Origin of the sequence: Pseudoalteromonas sp. Isolate3 (genome assembly GCF_022398505.1) — a bacterium.
GTDB lineage: Bacteria > Pseudomonadota > Gammaproteobacteria > Enterobacterales > Alteromonadaceae > Pseudoalteromonas > Pseudoalteromonas apostichopi.
In genome coordinates, this window is sequence record NZ_JAKEVN010000016.1 from 16006 (window position 1) to 36018 (window position 20013).

The 20013-nt window shown below is 41.5% G+C and carries 17 protein-coding genes; 7 read left to right on the forward strand and 10 right to left on the reverse strand.

Annotated features, from left to right (window positions below; all coding sequences use genetic code 11):
* Window positions 1–2: 2 nt before the first annotated feature.
* The 5 genes from L1D46_RS05595 to L1D46_RS05615 form a co-directional block, all read right to left on the reverse strand.
* Entirely contained in the window at window positions 3–2171 is a 2169-nt protein-coding gene (locus L1D46_RS05595; RefSeq protein ID WP_130050257.1) for a winged helix-turn-helix domain-containing protein, read from the reverse strand.
* A 98-nt stretch (window positions 2172–2269) separates the two neighbouring features.
* Window positions 2270–2611 (reverse strand): gamma-glutamylcyclotransferase family protein, encoded by a 342-nt coding sequence (locus tag L1D46_RS05600; protein WP_130050258.1) that lies wholly within the window; start codon window positions 2609–2611, stop codon window positions 2270–2272.
* A 1-nt stretch (window position 2612) separates the two neighbouring features.
* Window positions 2613–3155: an acireductone dioxygenase gene (locus tag L1D46_RS05605; protein WP_130050259.1), complete on the reverse strand. Its 543-nt coding sequence runs from the start codon at window positions 3153–3155 to the stop codon at window positions 2613–2615.
* Window positions 3152–3838, reverse strand: a complete 687-nt coding sequence (mtnC, locus tag L1D46_RS05610; RefSeq protein ID WP_239977038.1) for an acireductone synthase — start codon at window positions 3836–3838, stop codon at window positions 3152–3154. The genes L1D46_RS05605 and mtnC overlap by 4 nt, the downstream gene beginning before the upstream one ends.
* Window positions 3835–4464: a methylthioribulose 1-phosphate dehydratase gene (locus tag L1D46_RS05615; RefSeq protein WP_130050261.1), complete on the reverse strand. Its 630-nt coding sequence runs from the start codon at window positions 4462–4464 to the stop codon at window positions 3835–3837. The genes mtnC and L1D46_RS05615 overlap by 4 nt, the downstream gene beginning before the upstream one ends.
* A gap of 99 nt (window positions 4465–4563) precedes the next feature.
* Between L1D46_RS05615 and L1D46_RS05620 the strand changes: the two genes are divergently transcribed.
* The 5 genes from L1D46_RS05620 (at window position 4564) to L1D46_RS05640 (ending at window position 10551) form a co-directional block, all read left to right on the forward strand.
* Entirely contained in the window at window positions 4564–5706 is a 1143-nt protein-coding gene (locus L1D46_RS05620) for a methionine aminotransferase (protein WP_297331716.1), read from the forward strand.
* The gene (locus tag L1D46_RS05625; protein ID WP_239977040.1) at window positions 5694–6467 is read left to right on the forward strand and encodes an amidohydrolase; all 774 of its coding nucleotides are present in this window, start codon (window positions 5694–5696) and stop codon (window positions 6465–6467) included. Before L1D46_RS05620 ends, L1D46_RS05625 begins: the two co-directional genes overlap by 13 nt.
* 65 nt (window positions 6468–6532) lie before the next feature.
* Window positions 6533–7948 carry a mannose-1-phosphate guanylyltransferase/mannose-6-phosphate isomerase gene (locus L1D46_RS05630; RefSeq protein WP_239977041.1) on the forward strand — a complete coding sequence of 472 codons (1416 nt, stop codon included), beginning with the start codon at window positions 6533–6535 and terminating at the stop codon, window positions 7946–7948.
* A gap of 437 nt (window positions 7949–8385) precedes the next feature.
* Entirely contained in the window at window positions 8386–9000 is a 615-nt protein-coding gene (locus tag L1D46_RS05635) for a trimeric intracellular cation channel family protein (RefSeq protein ID WP_054563935.1), read from the forward strand.
* 39 nt (window positions 9001–9039) lie between these two features.
* Window positions 9040–10551 carry a YifB family Mg chelatase-like AAA ATPase gene (locus L1D46_RS05640; RefSeq protein WP_130052228.1) on the forward strand — a complete coding sequence of 504 codons (1512 nt, stop codon included), beginning with the start codon at window positions 9040–9042 and terminating at the stop codon, window positions 10549–10551.
* An 8-nt stretch (window positions 10552–10559) separates the two neighbouring features.
* On the opposite strand, the gene L1D46_RS05645 is transcribed toward L1D46_RS05640, so the two are convergent.
* Window positions 10560–11264 (reverse strand): response regulator transcription factor, encoded by a 705-nt coding sequence (locus tag L1D46_RS05645; RefSeq protein WP_130050265.1) that lies wholly within the window; start codon window positions 11262–11264, stop codon window positions 10560–10562.
* 165 nt (window positions 11265–11429) lie between these two features.
* Window positions 11430–13925 carry a S9 family peptidase gene (locus tag L1D46_RS05650; RefSeq protein WP_239977043.1) on the reverse strand — a complete coding sequence of 832 codons (2496 nt, stop codon included), beginning with the start codon at window positions 13923–13925 and terminating at the stop codon, window positions 11430–11432.
* Between the two features lie 144 nt (window positions 13926–14069).
* Here L1D46_RS05650 and L1D46_RS05655 point away from each other — a divergent pair, with 144 nt between their 5' ends.
* Entirely contained in the window at window positions 14070–15134 is a 1065-nt protein-coding gene (locus L1D46_RS05655) for a hemolysin family protein (protein ID WP_130050267.1), read from the forward strand.
* Here L1D46_RS05655 and L1D46_RS05660 read toward each other — a convergent pair.
* Window positions 15131–16351 carry an EAL domain-containing response regulator gene (locus tag L1D46_RS05660; RefSeq protein ID WP_130050268.1) on the reverse strand — a complete coding sequence of 407 codons (1221 nt, stop codon included), beginning with the start codon at window positions 16349–16351 and terminating at the stop codon, window positions 15131–15133. The genes L1D46_RS05655 and L1D46_RS05660 overlap by 4 nt on opposite strands.
* A 175-nt stretch (window positions 16352–16526) precedes the next feature.
* On the opposite strand from L1D46_RS05660, the gene L1D46_RS05665 reads away from it, so the two are divergent.
* Window positions 16527–17543 carry a site-2 protease family protein gene (locus L1D46_RS05665; protein WP_130050269.1) on the forward strand — a complete coding sequence of 339 codons (1017 nt, stop codon included), beginning with the start codon at window positions 16527–16529 and terminating at the stop codon, window positions 17541–17543.
* Window positions 17544–17597: 54 nt separating this feature from the next.
* Here L1D46_RS05665 and L1D46_RS05670 read toward each other — a convergent pair whose 3' ends face one another.
* Both L1D46_RS05670 and L1D46_RS05675 read right to left on the reverse strand, forming a co-directional pair.
* Window positions 17598–18911: a TIGR00366 family protein gene (locus tag L1D46_RS05670; protein WP_130050270.1), complete on the reverse strand. Its 1314-nt coding sequence runs from the start codon at window positions 18909–18911 to the stop codon at window positions 17598–17600.
* 114 nt (window positions 18912–19025) lie between these two features.
* Entirely contained in the window at window positions 19026–19979 is a 954-nt protein-coding gene (locus L1D46_RS05675; protein WP_130050271.1) for a chemotaxis protein CheV, read from the reverse strand.
* Window positions 19980–20013: the final 34 nt, after the last annotated feature.

Genomic DNA, 20013 nt, shown 5'->3' on the forward strand with positions numbered 1-20013 from the left:
ATTTATTCAGCGCTTTTTTTAGTGTAGAGCTCAATGCTATTTTGATTGTTGGCAGTTAAGAAGGTCACTGCCAGCTTGTCGTTTTTAGCATTAAGGCGCGATATATAGTGAGAAGGCTTCATTTGAAGTATTGACTCAACGCCCTGCATTTTGGCTAAATTAATGCTGAAAACTTCAGTATCAGTGGCGATATACAAGCTATGTAGGTTACTTGCCATCGACACAATAGAAGGCTTTAACTCAGTTAGTTTGTCTGGTGTAGTCAGCTCACTATAGGTATTGTTATCGCTGTCTAAAAGCAGGTATTTATCGTATTTAGAATGAACAATCAGCTGTGTATCGTCATACCATGCGATAGCTAGAGGTGTATCTATAGTACTTTTGATCACTTCATCGCTGTTGGTGTGAAGAATCATTATTTGATTTAGCTGATTGCTAAGATCGGTATATAGCACGGCAATCTTGTTACCTCTTATAGCTGCCAACTTGGTACTACCAGGAAGTGTCCAGTGCTTAATTTCTGAGAAATCAGCTGCATTTAATAATGTTAATTGCTGATTGGTTTTATTAAAGCTAACAAGTCGGCTACTGTCACTATTTACTGCAATTACTGAGCTATCTTCACCAATTTTGCCAGTTATATTGATGTATTGGTTTGCTTTTCTGAGCCAGTGTTGGTGTTCTGCAAACTCAAAGTCAGAGAAGTACACATCATTATTGGCTAATGCGACTAAGTCGTCTTCGTGCTTATTCGCTGTGGCGATGTAACTCATTGTTTTTGAATTAAGGTCAAATATTGCGGCATCTTTATCGTGAAGGTCAGTACTGATCAAAACACTTTCTTTGCTTAACGGGTAAGCATAGTTTGCTCGCTTTACTGGCGCTTTTATAGCGGGTTGTCGACTCATACTATCAAAAGAGAATGATTCAATAGTTGAGGTGCCGCGGCTATACCAAACAAGAGAGTTAGTTTGCTGATCATAAGTTGCAGCCCAAGCTCGGTAATCGTTCGTCGTTAAAAGTTTAAGTGAACTGCCATCTAAATTCGCCATGTATATTTCTACTTGGCCAACATTATGGCGCTCGAAGATGATGCGGCTCGGGTTTTTAATAGTTGTTAAAATAAAGTCCCCAGTGCCAGTGATATTGGGTGTGCTAATGCGAATTTCTTCACCGGTTTTTAAATCTTGTGCATATAAAGCATATAAATGAGTTAAGCCACGGTAATTATTACGTCTTGAAATTGCGACATCACCCACTTCGATGTACTGACTTGGCTGAGAATTAAGTAAAGATTGGTTAATACGTGGTTTTATTAACGCTTCACTTGATAACAGGTTGCTTGCTTGCCAAGTGATACAATCGCTGTAGTCTTTGTTTTCACAGGAACCGTAAAATAATCGTTCTCCATCCTCAGACCAACCCTGTAAAAAGATATTGCCAGAGGCAATCACATATTCTTTTTTAGTGGTTAAGTCGACAACATAAAGGTACTTATTATCAGTATCATTTTGCAGTATGTAGGCTAATTTTGTTTTGTCTTGATTGAGCATTAAGCGATAGTGTGTGCCTTTATGCCATGAAATAGTTTCTGCTTGCAGGTCTAAATGAGGTACTTCACTTTGCTCTTCAGTAGTGGCTTTAGGCTGTTGTAAGAACAACCAAATAGCAGCAAGCAATAAACTCAATACTAAGGCTGCAAAAGGCCACGGCCAGCGTGAAGTATGATCTTTTTGTGGACTAATGTTGGCTGTATTAACTTGAGTCTCAGCGTCTTTATCTACTGTTATTACATTTTCTGTTTTTAGCTGTTCTGTACTCACAGCGTGATCAAGAGACTTAACTTCAATAAATAAACTGTAACCTTTGCGGTAATGGGTTTTAATGGTTTGCCCAGGTTGCTTTTCTGACTTGAGTACTTTTCTTAGCTCTGAGATTGCACGGTTGATGGCATTGTCATCAACAAAGCTTTGTTGCCAAATGTTCTCAACTAATTCTTGGCGAGTAATAATGCGATCATTATGGGTAATGAAAAAGCATAATAGTTTATAAAGTAAAGGTTCTAGTTCGCGCGTATGAGTGCCATCGCTGATGGTTTGCTGCTGTGTGTTAAATTGCCACTCACCCACATAAATAACAGTATCGCGTAAGGGTGAAAATGCCGACCCCATGTTTAGTCCTTTAACTAATAATTAGTAATGATCTTGATGAGGGAGAATAATAACAGCTTTTGTTCTTTATTTGGGTTTTTTTGTTTTAATTTTGTAAATTAAAGGCTCTTTTTAGCAACATATAACCAAGCTTGGTTGCTACACTGAAATGTTTCTTCAATGCGCTGATAATCGTCAACTTCGTAAGCATCTGCCTGAGCAAGCTCTTGTTCGGTGATTAAGTAAATTGTGCCATTAACCGTATCACTTTGTTTGCCCGTTTTGATTAAAGCGGGGTGAAAACGCTGGCCACTACTTTTAAGAACTGCTTCGTCGGTGATCTCGACCTCGCCAATGATATACCCTGATAATGTCGCAGGAATACCTTCTAGCAAGCGCCCGAAGGTATCCAATTGAACTTGTCGGTACTGCAAGGTACCGTACGAAAATAGCTTTTCCATGTTAATCCAGCAGTGGGAAGTTGGTCGCAATGGTTGACTCAGTGCTTTTAGCGACCCAACCTTCGGTATTATTGAATAAGCGAATTGCTGTGAATTCAGGGTCGCTGCCCATATCAAACCAATGTGGTGTGAGTTCTGGTACTGAAATTAAGTCGCCTTGTTGGCAAAGCACTTGATACACCTTATCGCCTAAGTGTAAGCAAAATAAACCTTGGCCTTTTACAAAGAAACGTACTTCATCTTCGCTATGAGTATGTTCAAACAAAAATTTGCTGCGTAACTCGCTGGCATTGGGGTTACCTTTGGCAAGTGAAATAACATCGACTGTTTGATAACCACCCTCTGCTTTAAGACGCTCTATATCGTTAGCATAGGCACTTAAAATAGCGTTATGACTGGTATCCTGATCAATCTTTGCCGTTGCTTGCCATTGCTCAAAGCGAACGCCAACTGCATTAAGCTCTCTAGCAATAGCGCTTAAATCTTCACTATGAAACAGTATGTTATCTGCGTTTGTATCATTAAAAATAGTTAATTGACTCATACTAAAAGCTCCGCGCTGAATGCTGTGAAATCGTTAATATATGGGTGGATATCACTTGCTTCTTGGCCATCTCGAATAAGGTGAAGCGTTCGCAGACCTGCCGCTTTTGCTGCATCAAGCTCTGCTACCACATCGCTTAAAAACAATACTTCTGCAGCATCAAATGGCAACTGTGCAATAATATTCTCATAAGAGCTTTGTTGTTGTTTTGCACCGACTTTAGTGTCGAAGTAATCACTGAACAAAGGTCTCACATCACCATAATCAGAGAACTCAAAAATCAGGTGCTGGGCTTTTACTGAGCCCGATGAGTAGACATATAAACTTTTGCCAGCCTGTTTTTGGGCTTGTAAAAAGTCATAAGCATCTGGGTAAAGGTGGCCTGTAAAATCGCCATTTTCGTAGCCCGTTTGCCAAATTAAGCCTTGTAATTGCTTGAGTGGGGTAATTTTTTGATCTGTTTCAATCCAATGAATTAAATGCTTAATTACCGTCTCGATATCGGCATCAGGTTGTTCTATATGTGCTTTAACAGCCTCAATTTGGGCTGCTACTTCTGGGTCTATTTTATGTGACTTTACAAACTCAGGTAACTGCCCAGCCGCGTATGGAAATAATACGTCCTTAACAAATGAGATTCGGGTAATCGTGCCTTCAATATCGGTTAAAATCGCTTTGATCATGGCTGAACTCCGGCTTGAATACCTTCTAGTTTTAAGCGCTCAAGTTCACAGCTAAATAGGAACTCTAAGCCTTCTAAATGACGAAGTACTTCTTTGATATTTCGACCTACTACATATAAACCATGGCCACGAATCAATACAGCATGCTCAATAGGGGTGTGAAGGTGATGATCACTAACAAGTAAGCTTAAACGGTCGATGTCTTGGTCATTATCAAAAATTGGAATACTTAGCGTATCTAAATGCGATTTAACACCACTTAGAGACTTTTGCATTTCGTAGCCATTTAAGTTGATAGTATGGCCCTTAATAACACGAGATAGCACGGTTGCTGCGACAGAATGAGTGTGCAAAACAAATTTAGCAGATGGGATTAGCTTATACATATTTAGATGTAGCTCAGTTTCTGCTGATGGATTACCAGAGCCTTTGGTGCGATTGCCTTCATGATCAAATTCGATAAATGCATGAGTGCCGAGTTGACCTTTATCGAAGCCACTTGCCGTGACAACATAACCGCTTGCAGTGCGGGCTGAAAAGTTACCACCAGTAGCAGGGACCCAGCCACGTTGGCTTACCCATTTACCAGCTTCAATTAGTTCTGAAATAGCGGTATTGTTGTGCATATATTCCTCGACATTCTAAAAGTTATTTAGACGGCTATACATCTGTTTTAAGCAATGATAGCATCGCTTTGGGCGCAAAACCATCTTTAAGGAACCTCTGTGTTTGAAAGTAAATTGCCGAATTTAGGCACTAGTATTTTTAGTCAAATGACAGCTCTGGCAAATCAGTACCAAGCTATTAATCTATCTCAGGGTTTTCCTGAGTTTGATGCACCTGATTTGTTAAAAAAACAACTCAATCACTATGTACTTGAAGGGGTAAATCAATATGCGCCTTCAAGTGGGGTTACAAAGCTACAACAGCAAATAGCTGCTCTGATTGCTAGAAAATACCATAACAACATAAACTACGAGCAACAAGTCACTGTCACTTCAGGGGCAACAGAAGCATTATTTGTAGCAATTCAAGCGCTTGTTAAAGAGGGTGATGAAGTTGTGGTGTTTGACCCCGCTTATGACTCGTACCAACCAGCAATTGAACTTGCTGGCGGTCGCTCAGTTCACGTTGCCTTGCGTGCGCCAGACTACAAAATCGATTGGCAAGCCGTATCCGATGTTATTACTGACAAAACACGTGTCATCATCATCAACACGCCACATAACCCAAGCGGTAAAATCTTTAAAACAGAAGATATTAATGCCCTTAAAGCGCTTGTTTCTAAGCATGATTTATATGTAATTAGTGATGAGGTGTATGAGCACATCACCTTTGATGGTGCTTTGCATTTAAGTGCGCTGAGCGATTCTGAGTTATTTGCACGTAGTTTTGTGATCTCAAGCTTTGGTAAAACTTTTCATAGCACTGGTTGGAAGATGGGTTATTGTGTTGCACCTGCCCAGTTGATGGTAGAGTTTCGTAAAATTCACCAATATGTGACTTTTTCAAGCTTTACGCCTGCCCAGCATGCACTAGCCGATATGCTCGAGTTAGAGCCAGAACATGTTGATGAACTAAGTTGTTTTTACCAACAAAAACGCGACTTGCTCAGCGAAGCACTAGCGCAAAGCCGTTTTAAAATATTACCAAGTGAAGGCACCTACTTTTTACTACTTGATTATAGTGAGGTGTCTGATCTTGATGATGTTGAGTTTTGCCAATGGCTGGTTGAGCAAGCGGGTGTTGCAGCTGTACCACTCAGTGTGTTTTATAACAGTGCTAGAAGCGATAAAGTGATTCGTTTATGTTTTGCTAAAAATGATGACACATTAAAACGTGCCGCGGAGATTTTATGTCAACTTTAACCTTAGCTTTAGTGCAGTCTTCACTACATTGGCTTGATAAAAGCGCTAACCTTGCGCACTTTACAGAGCAGCTTAACAGTTTTAGCGAGCAGGTTGATTTAATTGTCTTGCCAGAAACATTTGCCACGGGTTTTGCGATTAATCTAGATTGCAGCGAACCAGAACAAGGCGAGGTACTTAGCTGGTTACAAGCCACAGCTAAGCAAAAAAATGCTGTGGTTGCTGGCTCTGTTTTAGTTGCACAAGACGAGAAAAAGGCTAATCGCTTTTATTGGGTTTGGCCTAATGGCGAAGTGAAGTATTACGACAAACGTCATTTATTTTGCTTAGGTAACGAAGGCAATTTTGTTGTAGCGGGTAAGCAGCGTGAGATATTTACGATTAATGACTTTCGCATTTTACCGCAAGTTTGTTACGACTTACGCTTTCCTGTATTTCAGCGAAACTGCAACGATTACGATGTGATGATCAACGTAGCCAATTGGCCAGCAGCTCGTCGCCATGTATGGGATACCCTTCTAAAAGCACGAGCGATGGAAAATCTTTGCTTTGTCGTAGGTGTGAATCGCATTGGGGCTGATGGTAATGATGTTGCTCACAGTGGTGGCACCGCGGTTTATGACTATAAAGGTGATACCTTGGCTGAGCTGGAGGATAACCAATCGGGTATCATTATTCAGCAGCTCGAAAAGTCACCACTTGATGATTTTCGAAGAGCGTTTCCTGCTCACTTAGATGCTGATCAATTTCAGTTACTGTAATTGCTCGAAGCCGCATACTGAAAAATTTGTTAAACTCATGGTTGGATTATTTACTTTAAGCAATCATGAGTCGCAAAATCACCCCCGTTATTCTTGCTGGTGGCATAGGTTCTCGTTTATGGCCTTTATCGCGAAAAGCGATGCCTAAGCAGTTTTTATCTTTACTTAGCGAAAAGTCACTATTACAGAGCACGCTTTTACGAGTGGCTGACTCACGATTTAATGCCCCAATTTTAGTATGCAATGAAGAGCATCGCTTTATCGCTAAAGCGCAAATAGCAGAAATCACTGATAGCTATACGTTACTGCTCGAGCCTGAAGGTAAAAATACCGCGCCAGCGATTGCGTTAGCCGCTGAATTTGCATTGCAAAATGGCCTAACCGATCCCTTATTGGTGATGCCAGCTGATCACCACATAAGTGATTTTGATAAGCTTATTGCATGCTTAAATAAGGCTATAGCGCTTTGTCAGCAACAACAATTAGTGACTTTTGCAATTACACCTACTGATCCACATACCGGCTATGGTTATATTCGCCAAGGTGAGCAGTTAGCCCAGGAAGGCTGCTTTAAGGTGGCTGAATTCAAAGAAAAACCAGCCCTGCAATTAGCTAAAAAATACCTTGCCAGTGGTGAGTATGGCTGGAATAGCGGCATGTTCTTATTTCTGCCAGAAGTGTATTTAAACGAGCTTAATCGCTTTGCGCCAAAGATTGCACAAAGTGTCGCAAAAGCGGCTAGCTTTACTGAAGACTTAGGGTTTCAAAGGCCTGTTGCGAATGCGCTCACAGCATGTCCAAGTGATTCTATTGATTATGCTATTTTGGAGCGTAGTGCTAACGTTGCAGTTATTCCTGTTGATTTAACTTGGAGTGATGTTGGCGGCTTTTCAGCATTATCGAGAATCGCTGAAAAAGACCATCATGGTAACTATCTGGGCTCGCAAGGGGTGAGTTTAGATAGTGAAAATAATCTACTTATAAGTGAAGCAGAGCACACCATTGCGGCGCTCGGCGTCAGTAATAAAGCAATTATACATACTCATGATGCCACTTTAGTGGCAGACAAAAGCTCGCTCGATAAGCTTCCTGATTTACTTAAACAGCTTGCTGTAGTTGATAGTGATAAATTGACTCACCATCAAGCCGTATTTAGACCTTGGGGAAACTATCGAACTTTAATTGAAAGTACTGGTTTTAAGGTAAAGAAAATAATCGTCAACAGTGGCGCAAAGCTCTCAACTCAACGCCATCAGCATCGTGCAGAGCATTGGGTTGTAGTATCTGGTGTCGCAAGTGTACGAGTTGGCGATGAAGAATTTGAATTAACAGCCGATCAATCTTGTTATATTGCCGCTAAGCAATTGCATAGTCTTGCTAATCAACAAAGCACGCCACTGATCGTTATTGAAGTGCAAACTGGTGCAATACTTGATGAATGCGATATCGAGCGATTTGATGACAGGTATGGGAGAGGCTAGCTGAAAGCTATAAGTTTTAAGCAGATCGAGAGAATTGCTTTTTGATAGAGATAGCTTGGCTATCGTGAATTGGAGTATATCTTTTTACCGCTTATGTTTTTACCTTCAGCTTGGCCTGCATCTCAAACTTTCAATAATGATGATGGTCTATCGCAAAGTGTCATTTTTGATATTCTGCAAGTTCTTCAAGGCCTCATGTGGTTTTAATCACAGGCAGCTTTAAACCGTTTGATGGTTATGAGTTTACTGTATCCACAGTATCTATTCTTCGGCACTCGATAACGAATCGCAGTTATTTATTGGTACTTAAATAGTGGCGTTAAGCTGCTAGCATTACATAATGATCAATTTTCAGAGCCTATTTTTATTACAACTTTGCTTAAAAGGTTGAAAAGTTTATGTTACAACGACACTAACAATACTCTTTAGTTACAAACATGACTGAACTTTACCATTGGTTTGATTTATTCGGCGTAGCCGTGTTTGCTGTCTCAGGAACGCTACTGGCGTACAACAAAAAAATGGATGGCTTTGGGGTTGTTGTGTTAGCCACAGTCACTGCTATTGGCGGTGGTACAGTACGCGACGTTATTTTAGATGTTCCTGTATTTTGGCTGCATGATCAAAGCTACTTTTGGGCTATTTTATTGTCTGTATTTGTCACCACTCGTTTAATCAATAAGCAGCGCTCGATTTCACTTAATGCGCTGCAAGTTGCAGATGCATTTGGTTTGGCATTTTTTGCGGTGATGGGCACACAAAAAGCCATGCTTGCAGGTATGCCAGACACTACGGCGATTATTATGGGTGTAATAACAGCCTGTTTTGGTGGCGTTATCCGTGATGTGCTTGCTGGAAATATGCCGATGCTGTTAAAAGGTGAGCTCTATGCTATTGCTTGTATTGCTGGTGGCATCGTTTATACATTAAGTATCTCGCTTGGTTTAGTAACCGAAGTAGCCATGATTTTAGCAATGCTAATGACCTTATCGCTTCGTTTAGCGGCAATGAAGTGGCAACTTACACTTCACGTTTTTAAATATCCCGACTAAGCTTAGTATTAAGGATTAATGATAGGGACATCATGGATTGTGTCTTTAGCTAGAATATTTTCACGTGCACAAGTAGGTGTGCAAGCCCCTGAAGTAATTGTTGAAGTACACCTAGGAAATGGCTTGCCAGCTTTTCATATCGTTGGCTTGCCAGAGGCATCAGTCAAAGAGTCGAAAGACAGAGTGCGTAGTGCTCTCGAAAACTCACAGTTTGGTTTTCCTGACCAACGTATAACCGTCAACCTTGCACCTGCCGATTTGCCTAAAGAGGGTGGTCGTTTTGATCTGGCTATTGCTGTGGGTATTTTAGTCGCCTCTGGGCAAATAAACTGCCCTGATATACATCGATATGAGTTTTACGGAGAGTTGGCTTTAAATGGTGAAGTAAGAGGGGTTAACGCTATTTTACCATCGGTATTGGGAGCAAAAGAGCTGGGCCGCTGTTGTTTCTTACCCGCGGAAAACGATAACCTCGCAAGCCTAGTGTCGGGCGTTTCTCGAAAAGCCGTTTACTCCTTACAAGATGTCTGGAATGACTTATTAAATCAGCAACCTTTACCACTTAATATTAGCTATCCAGAACAGCAGTCGCAGCGTGATTCACTACTCGATTTAAGCGATGTGAAAGGCCAGCCTGGCGCAAAAAGAGTGCTCGAAATTGCTGCCGCTGGTGGCCATAATTTGCTGTTTCTTGGTCCTCCAGGTACTGGTAAATCAATGCTTGCCCAGCGCATGCCAACGATTATGCCAACTATGTCCGATGATGAAGCAATTAGTACTGCCGCGTTATATTCTATTATTGGTCAATCGGTTGATTTATCTAATTGGCGTGAACGCCCCTTCAGAAACCCTCATCATACTTGCTCTGCAGTTGCCCTAGTCGGTGGTTCTTCGAACCCTAAGCCGGGTGAAATCTCCCTTGCTCATAATGGCGTACTGTTTTTAGACGAGCTGCCCGAATTCGAAAGAAAAGTGCTCGATTCACTGCGTGAACCAATGGAAACGGGCGTGGTGACTATATCGCGAGCGGCACGACAAATGGAATTTCCATCGCAATTCCAGCTAATCGCCGCATTAAACCCTAGCCCCACAGGAAGTCATACCGATAAACGTGCAACACCAGATCAAGTTCTGCGGTACTTATCTCGGGTGTCTGGGCCATTTATCGATAGGATTGATTTACAAATTGAGCTGCCGCGACTTACCAGTAGCCAATTACAGAGCACGCAAGTGGAAGAGAGTAGTGAACAGGTGAGAGCCAGAGTCGAAAGAGCCTATACAATTCAGCTTAATCGACAAGGTAAAGTGAATGCGCGATTGAATAATAAAGAAATGAGCATACATTGTACGCTTGCAACTGCTGAGCTACACTTTTTAGCAAAAGCCAGTGAAAAACTGGCCTTATCACCCCGCTCGTATCATCGTGTTATTAAAGTTGCGCGTACCATTAGCGACTTAAAAGCGCAGCCTTCAATTACCTTAAACGAATTAAAAGAGGCGCTGAATTATCGCGCCTTTGAACGGTTAATTAGCCAACTAACGCAGTATTAGCAAGCTTGTTAAATAGACAGCATGTAGCCTTTGCCGCGAACGGTAACGATACGTTTTTGGTCTTTTTCATCGCTTAACTTTTTACGTAAGCGGCCAATAAGTACATCAACGGTACGATCGCTTGGGCTCCAGTCAGGTTGACCAATTTCTTCGGAAATTTTTTCACGTGATGTGGCCTTACCAGCATTTGCAATAAGACAAATAAGTACCTTGTGCTCTGCCTCTGTAAGACGAGACTCTTCACCATTAGGAGTGATCAATGTGCGGTTATCTGGGTGCAGTTTAAAGTCGGAATATTCTATAAATTCTTCACTTTCATCATCATGCTGTGAGCCTTTTATACGTTTAAAAAGGGCGCGCATTCTTAGTTCAAGTTCTAGTAAGTCAACTGGCTTGCAAATGTAGTCATCGGCACCTTGTGCAAGTCCGGCAATACGGTCAGCTTGCGAGTCACGACTAGACAGTACAATAACACCAATATCAGTTAAGGCGTTAAGTTCTTTGGCAAGAAGCAGCCCATCGCGCTTTGGTAATACAATATCGATAACTGCTAGAGAAATTGCTTCTTTAGACGAAGCACGTGATTGCACAATGCTTAGTGCATCTGCACCCGTTGAATCTACCTCAATATTAAACTCAGTTTCTTTAAAATGATTAAGAATGCGTTTAACGAGTAATTCGTCGTCTTCAACCAATAAAACTTGAATAGTCATTCGCTTTAATTTCACACTTGATTTGTTGTTATGTTAGCACTGTATGGCAAAGGCTGAGAAGTGTCATGGCGAAGTTTGTAACTATTTCTTACAATTTAATAGCTTAGCGTTTTTTAAATAGAGGGAAAACTGAGCACTCAACGAGTGCCCAGTTAAATAACTAAACTACTTTTCAGGATAAAGATATTGCCACCATTGTGGCTGATCTTTTAAGTTTTTATCAAAATAAGCCAACATCGTATTCCACCAATCAAAGCGCTTATCGCGAGCAAATATTTGGTGATCAGCACCCTTGTACTCAATCAGCTCAACATCCTTACCCAATAATTTTAATGCCGTGTACATATTGTGACTTTCACCAACAGGTACATTGGTATCTGAGTCACCGTGAAGTAGTAATAACGGCGTTGTTACTTTGTCAGCATGAAACACAGGGCTATGTTGGCTATAAAGTGTAGGATTGTTCCAAGGGTAGCTATTTTTAGATGCCTCAGCTGAGTATAAGTAACCCCACCAACCTTGGCCCCAATACGAGGTGATATTTGAAATCCCCGCATGGGCAATCGATGCACTGAACATATCCGTTTTGGTTGCTAATAACATGGTCATAAAGCCACCGTAGGATGCACCTAGATTACCCACACGTTTACTATCTACGAAGCTATATTTATCTAAAAAGGCTTTTGTGCCGTCAATGATGTCGTTGGCTGTGTACTCACCCCATGCGTTTACGTGTTTAGCTGAAAACTCTTGGCCAAAACCTGTTGCACCAGTAGGTTGTACAACGTAAACAACATAGCCATGCTCAGCCCATAAGTTAAATGGGTAACGACCCGTAAAACCACGTGTTACAGGCGATGTACCGCCATAGTAATAAACCAGTGCAGGGTATTGTTTATTGCTATCTAAATCATGGGGCAGATAAACACGGCCTTTAATTTCAATGCCATCTTTATTAGTAAAGTTAAACTCTTCCAGTGAGGCTACTTGAGTATCTTCATAGCCAATTGGCTTAGAGTCCCACAATACTTTAGCGCGATTCTTACCTAAGTGTAGTTGTTTTAACTGCTGAGGTGTTGACGCTGTGGTGCCGGTAACCAAGATCCGCGGGGTGCGTTCGTGTGAATAGCTAACTTGCTCAACAACATCAAAGCCCGTATTCACTTTATTAAAACGTTTTTTACTCAAGTCGAATTGATAAAGCTGCACAGTGTCTCGCTCGGTAACTTTAATTAGTGCATCACCATTATCAAGCACATTTAACTGGCCGATAGCTGGGTTAAACTCTTTACTTAGAGCGCTGGCTTTTTTACCGTCACGGCTCAGTAGATAAAGTTGACCGTCATAGTTATTAGCAAGCATTCCTTCAGGAAGATTACGACCTAAGCCATTATTAAAATCAGGGCCGGCAGTGACATAAATACCGTCATCAGTATATTTAGCCTGATTAAAGGTATTGTATTGACCAAGTACTGTGAGGGCCGATGTAGTTAGGTCTAACTCAACAAGTTCAGTTGCGGGTTGTGGTGATAGCTGCATTGCTTGTGCTGAGCGGCTCATTAAAACGTGGCCGTTTTTAGCATCAAAATCTTCAAGTGAATGGCTAAGCGGGCCTTGGCTTAAGATTTTGCTTAGACCTGTAGCGATATCGAGTAAATATACTTGCGATGTAGTACGAGCATAAGACCAACGGTCTTGCAGGCCTTGATAATGTTTAGTGAGCTTACCATTATCTGTTGGAGATTTTGACCAACTAAAAATTAAGCTGTTGTTATCAAAAAACTGAAAACCATTTGCACCAGCAAGGTTTTTAGCAATCACGTTAAGTTGCATGGTTTTTAGGTTTAAACGTTTAAGCTCGCCATTTAATAGATACACTAAAGTTTTACTATCTGGGCTCCAAGTAATGTTACTCGGTTGGGCTGACTCAAAACGATAAAGGGTGTTGTTTTTGGCGTCTTTAAGCTCAGTAACATATTGCGCTTGATTAGCGGTTGCATCTTCGTAATGACGTTGGCTAGTAATGAAGTAATCGCCATTTGGCGCCATTGAAATATAACTTACCGTTGGCGCATCGAATAATTGCTTAGCAGACAAACCGTGTTGTTGTTTAGCGCTAAATTGCACAGCATCTAGTTCAGACTTAGCTGTAAAATCAAGCTCAACCTCATTCCAGTTGGCAACTTGTTCAGTAATGATAACAAACTGATGATCGCCTTGGCTTAAAGCTAGCTCATAGCTTTTATTCTTTTCTGTTTGCTTTTCACCATCAATAAATAGCTGTGCGTTTTCAATGCCTTTAAGCGTTAATGAGCCTTGGCTAAAGCGCTCAGCTGAGGCGGTAAATTTAAGGGCTTGTAAACCACCAAGTGTTAGCGCACTAATTTTGTCGAATGATTGCCAGTCAAGCTCATTACCAAATACACGAATGCTATTGCTGCTTTTCTGTAAGCTAGGTAATAGGTTGGCAATAATGGCATCACGATGGTCCGTTTGATATGGCTTAAGTTGCATATCTTCGCCAAGAGGACCAATAAATTGCACCGCTGATTTATCAATGGCAGCGGCCATTGCAGTATTGCTTAATGCACATAGCGCTAATGCACTAAATGTTGTTTTTAGCTTGGCTGATTGGCTTAGCCAAGTAGTTGAAAGTGTCATAGTTTCGCCTGTTGAAGGTAATTTAAACCAATATAGCACGCTGCAAATTACCCAAAAAGTGCTCTGCGTTAGATTGCAGTCGGGTTTGAGCTTGTGGTTTTCAATTGCTATGGTGAGCAGGTTAACTTTTTAAGAGGGCTTACAGTGACATTGTTACTTGTTTATATGTTTGTTGCCATTGCGGTTTCGTTTTTGTGCTCAGTGATGGAGGCGGTACTGTTAAGTATTACACCAAGTTATGTTGCCATGCTCAGAAAGCAACAACCGCAACTGGCAAAACGTGTTGGTAAGCTTAAAGATAATATAGACCAACCTTTAGCAGCAATACTGACGTTAAATACCATAGCGCACACGGCAGGCGCCGCTGGCGTTGGCGCACAAGCTGCAGTGGTGTTTTCAGATGCAGCAGTTGGCGTTGCCTCCGCAATTATGACGTTATTAGTACTGGTGCTTTCTGAAATTATTCCTAAAACATTAGGCGCTAATTATTGGCGAGGATTAACCCCCATTGTTAGTGTGAGCCTCATTTGGTTGGTATTTATTTTAAAACCTTTTGTGTGGTTTGCAGATATCTTAACGCGCTTTTTGGGGCGTAATTACGATGAAGCTTATTACATCCGCCAAGAGATTGAAGCAATGGCTGATATTGGCTCTGAGTCAGGAGCGCTTGGGCAAGATGAATCTGAAATCATTCGCAGCCTGCTGCATTTTCGTCATGCCAAACTCGATACCTTAATGACGCCACGTACGGTGCTTTTTAAAGTGCATAAAGATTTAACTGTAAACCAATACTTGTCGGAACATGGTTCGTCTTCGTTTTCAAGGGTATTGGTGTATGACAAAAATGGTGACGATATTATTGGCTTCGTGCATAAAAATGACATCATGCTGGCTTATCATCGCTTAGGTGAAGACTATAAAATTAGTAAGCTCGTTAAGCCTATTTACACGGTACCAGAAACCTTGCATGTGCCTACATTACTCGAGACTTTACTGTCAGAGCGTACTCACATTTGTTTAGTGGTAGATGAGTACGGTGATGTACAAGGCATTGTTACTCTTGAAGATTTAATTGAAGCATTAATGGGACTTGAAATTGTTGATGAGCATGATCAATCAGCTAATATGCAAAAAGTCGCCAAACAGCGCTGGCGACAACGTTTAGCATCGAGTAATACCATCGTTAGTGACGATAAGCGTAATCCTTAACGGCGGTGTCCTGCTGCCGTCTTTACCATTTGCCGCCATGAGAGTGACCAATTTAAAAAATCTTCTTTGGCCTTCGGGCGGCACAGTAAAAAGCCCTGCATTAAAATAAACTCTTTGTAGCGGTCAAGGTACTCAAGCTCTTCCACACGCTCAATGCCTTCAGCAACAATGGCAAGGTCTTCTTGAATTGCTATATTCACCAAACTACTAACAATCACTTGTGAAAACTGGTCGGTTTCAATATTGCTAATCAGGGTGCGATCGATCTTTATTTCGGTAAATGGCAGCGTTTTTAGCTGCTGAACATTAGTAAATCCTGTGCCAAAGTCATCAAGTGAAATACCAAAACCGCGCATTCTCAGGCGGTTGAGTGTTTCAAGTTGAGCAGTACTACGGAGCGCATACTGTTCGGTAATTTCTAAAATTACTTCACTTGGTGTTAAATTGTTAAGGTGAAGTATTAAAGCGAGTTTATCTGGGCAACTTAAGTCCTCGAGCTGTGAGGGTGATAAGTTAAACGCCAATTTTAAGTTAGGATCAAACTGCTCTTTGATTTCTGCAAAGTCGTTAGTCGCCTTTTCAAATAATTGAAATGTGATGAGGTTTATTAAATCTAGGTCTTCAGCTATGCAAATGAAACGATCCGGTAAGATTATTTCCTCTTCTTGGCTAGTATTTATACGGGCAAGTACCTCAATACTTTCGACCCGATTATCATGGCGATTAATCTTAGGCTGATAAAACGGAATAATTTCATTATGGCTGATAGCGTGTAGTAACAGTGACTCAGAAATAGGGGTTTTGGTGCGCTCAACATGAATAGCAAAGTGCTCAAGTTTTTGCAGTAGTAAATAAACCTGATTTAGCTGTACCGGTTTAGTGACATTACCAATTAAGTGGGCGTTATGCTTACGTGCCAGATCAGCAGCAAGGTCAATAACTTTAGGATCCATTTCCGAAATAATAGCAATTGCTCCATGGTACTTCATAGAGCCTAAATGACGAATAAGCTCCATACCATCCATGTCTGGCATGTTGAGATCAGTAAAAATAGCATCAAAAAAGTGAGGGGCTTTTTTCACCTTTTCTAATGCTTCTTCGGCACTTAGACAAGTTGTTATATGCGGAACCTCAAGCTCATTTAAAATGGCATGCATAACAATCAAGATGGCTTTAGAGTCATCTACTACGAGAATGTGTCTATTTGACTTCACCATATTCACTCCATGAACAAGAACGCTAAAGTTAAAAGTAGTAGATAAAAGGTATTTAGTCATGTTTTTTACCTGTTTTATAGCGTAAAAAATACACAACCTTGTCCCTAAAGGAAATTAGTAATTTTGCAAGGCCTAAGTATAATGGCCGCACTTTTTATTCGTATATATAAGAACTATGGTCAGACTTCAGCTGAGTCTCGCAGACGAAACCTTTATTTTGCATTTAAATGGCTCACAGTTAATTCAGCTTTTTCATCAACAACAAGCAATTGCCTTCGATAACCCAGAGCTCGAACTTTATGAGTTTGATTTTCAGGGGCAGCGTATTGGTCTTGATACCAGTAAAGTGCACGAAAAAAGCTTAGCAATTTTTGTTAACCAGCAGCAGGTGAGCCAACTTGCTTTACCTGAGTTACAAGAAGCTGAACCAAAACGCGGCATTATAGGTTTGCTGGCACTGGGTTTTAAATTATTCAAAAGTGCAAAAGTAGTGAAAGCAGCTTTAGCGGGTGCTTCGGTGGCAGGCTACGCTTGGTTATTTTCCATTGAATTTGCCTTAATGTTAATTGCTTGCTTGGTTGTACATGAATATGGTCATGTGCGTGCTATGAAATATTTTGGCATTAAAACTAAAGGTATTTACCTTATTCCCTTTGTTGGTGGTTTGGCTGTTTCCGATGATAAAATTACCACGCGATGGCAAGATGTGGTGATCTCACTCATGGGGCCCGCTTTTGGCTTAATTACCTCAGTACTGGGAGTCGTGCTTTACTACGCCACTGAAATGGAAATATTCGCTGGTGTGGCGGTACTCAGTGCACTGTTAAACCTATTCAACTTGTTACCTATTCTGCCCTTAGATGGCGGCCATGTACTTAAAAGTATTAGTTTTTCGATGCGTTCATGGATAGGTCTAAGTGTGTGTTTATTAGGTGTGTTATTTGGCTTATGGCTAAGCTACACCTTTGGTTTGATGCTACTTGTGTTCTTCTTATTTGTAGGGGCACTTGAGATTATCTTTGAGTGGCGCGGACGTCACTACTCACACCTCATCCCTCTTGATACTTATGGGCAAGGCTTCTCAGCGGTAATGTACGCACTGGTTGTTGCAGGTCATGTGGCAGTGATGATGCACTTTGCCGATTCAGAAAGCGCAATCCTAAGCTTACCAATGAAGATTTTAGCAAGTTAATAAGCATTGCAATATTAAATATTAGGAAGTGTTTTTTCACTTCCTAATTTTGAGTTAAGGATAAAAGCTCAGCATCAAAGATATAAACACGCCGGTGATGATCAGCTGCACAAGACAAAAGCCCATGATGTCTTTTGCTTTTAGGCCTGCAATAGCAAGCACAGGGAGTGCCCAGAACGGTTGAATTAGGTTGGTCCAGGCATCGCCCCATGCAACCGCCATAGCAACTCGTGGCATATCAGCGCCAAGTGTTTGTGCGGCTGGAATGACAATCGGCGCTTGCACTGCCCACTGGCCGCCGCCTGATGGCACAAATATATTCACAAACCCTGCACTTACAAAGCTCCAAAATGGCAGTGTCTCGGCGGTTGCAATGGCAATAAACCCTTCAGAGATTTGTTGAGCGAGTCCCGTTTTTACCATAATCGCCATGATCCCAGCATAAAATGGAAATTGAATGACAATACCAGCGCCGCTGGGGATTGCTTGTTGTAAGCTGCTTAGTAAATTATGTGGTGTTTGATGCAGTAAAATTGCACTGAATAAGAAAATAGCGATCACGCTATTTAAGTTTAAGCCGCCACCGTTTAGCACAAAATAATAGAATAAATAGGCAAGACCAACGGCACCTACCCCCATACCAAGCAAGCGACTGTGCTCGATGACTTCGGCAGGGCGGGTAGGCGTCGCTATTTGTTGTGATTCATCTTCAAGCTTTGCTAGGTCAACATAAACGCTGTCTTTTTCGCTTGGCAACATATAGCGATTTACCAGCGGCATAATAATAAATAAGCCCACAACGATGGCGATATTGAATGCTGAAAAGATCGTGTTCTCGGTGCCTATTATGCCAATGCTTTGCTGTGAAAAGTGACCATCGGTTGCGATAGTCAGCGGTACTGAGCCGGCTAAGCCGCCATGCCAAACAATAAAACCAGAATAAGCACTGGCAACTAGTAAACGGTAATCAACGCGGGTTTGTTTCGCAATTGCTTTGGCGAACAAAGCGCCAATCACTAAACCAAAGCCCCAATTTAGCCAGCTAGCCAATAAAGACACGAGCGTAACGAGTATGATCGCTTTGGCAGGGCTGTTGGCGAGAGTTGCAAGTTTGTTGAGTATGCTGCGCATAACAGGGGTACTCGCTAGCATGTAGCCCGTTAGCAGCACCAGCAGCATTTGCATGGCAAATTGTAATAGGTTCCAAAACCCACCTCCCCAAGCCGCGAGTACCTGCGTGGGCGTTGACGGAGTAAAGAGACTTGCAACGATGAAGCTCAGTAAGGTGAGTAAAATAACAAATACAAACGGGTCGGGTAGATAACGCTCAACTAGTTTAGTGAATGGTTTAGCAACGCGATTTAGCATAGTTTTTATTGTTGTCGTCGAATCGATAATGCCAATAAATCATGAATAACGATAATTGGCAAATTGCGACGCCGTTGCTTTAGCTGATGCGTTTAAAAACAGATGCTATAGCGATTACTGTGAGTCTTGCTCTAGCACGGCTTTTAAGCGAGCTTGAACTTCTTCTACTAATAGTATTGGCTGGAACTTGGATAAAAAGGCATTACAGCCAACCTTCTCAACTAAAGCTTGGTTAAAGCTTCCGCTTAGGGATGTATTAAGAACGATATGTAAGTTCTTCATTCGGCTGTCGTTACGAATTTCGTGTGTTAAACGGTAGCCATCCATTGCTGGCATTTCAGCATCGGTGATCACCATAAGTAGTTCTTTCTCAACATCTTTGCCTTGATCAGCCCAGCCTTTTAACATCTCAAGTGCTTCAAGTCCGTTACGAGCAGGTATGATTTCGATACCAAGTTGCGATAATGTATCGCTTACTTGCTTACGTGCTGTAGGTGAATCATCGGCATGAAGAATTTTGCGGCCTGCAAATTCGTTCACGATGCTTTTATCAAGAATATCTTCAGATATTTGGACTTCGTATTCAACGATTTCGGCGAGCACTTTTTCTACATCAATAATTTCAACCAACTGCTCTTGGTCATCACGTTTCAATTTCGTTAAGGCAGTTAGGTAGTGATTTTTACCAATAGCAGTTGGCGGCGGCATGATATCTGACCATGTCATATTGACAATTTGATCAACTTTACCAATTAAAAAGCCTTGCACGGTGCGATTGTACTCAGTGATAACGAGGTTTGTATCTTCGATGTGTTTAGCTTCTGGCATGTTTATCGCTTTGCGTAAATCAATCACCGGAATGGATTCGCCGCGAATATTTACGACCCCAGACACTTTAGGATGCGCATGGGGAATTTTACTAATTTGCGGTAACTTGACCACTTCTTTCACTTTGAACACATTGAGTGCGAATAAGTGGCGGCTGTGTAGGTAAAATAGCAAAAGCTCTAAGCGGTTTTCACCGACCAGTTGCGTACGCTTATCAACAGAAGCAAGAACACCTGACATATTTCACCCTAAATACCTAATACAGAGATAGTAT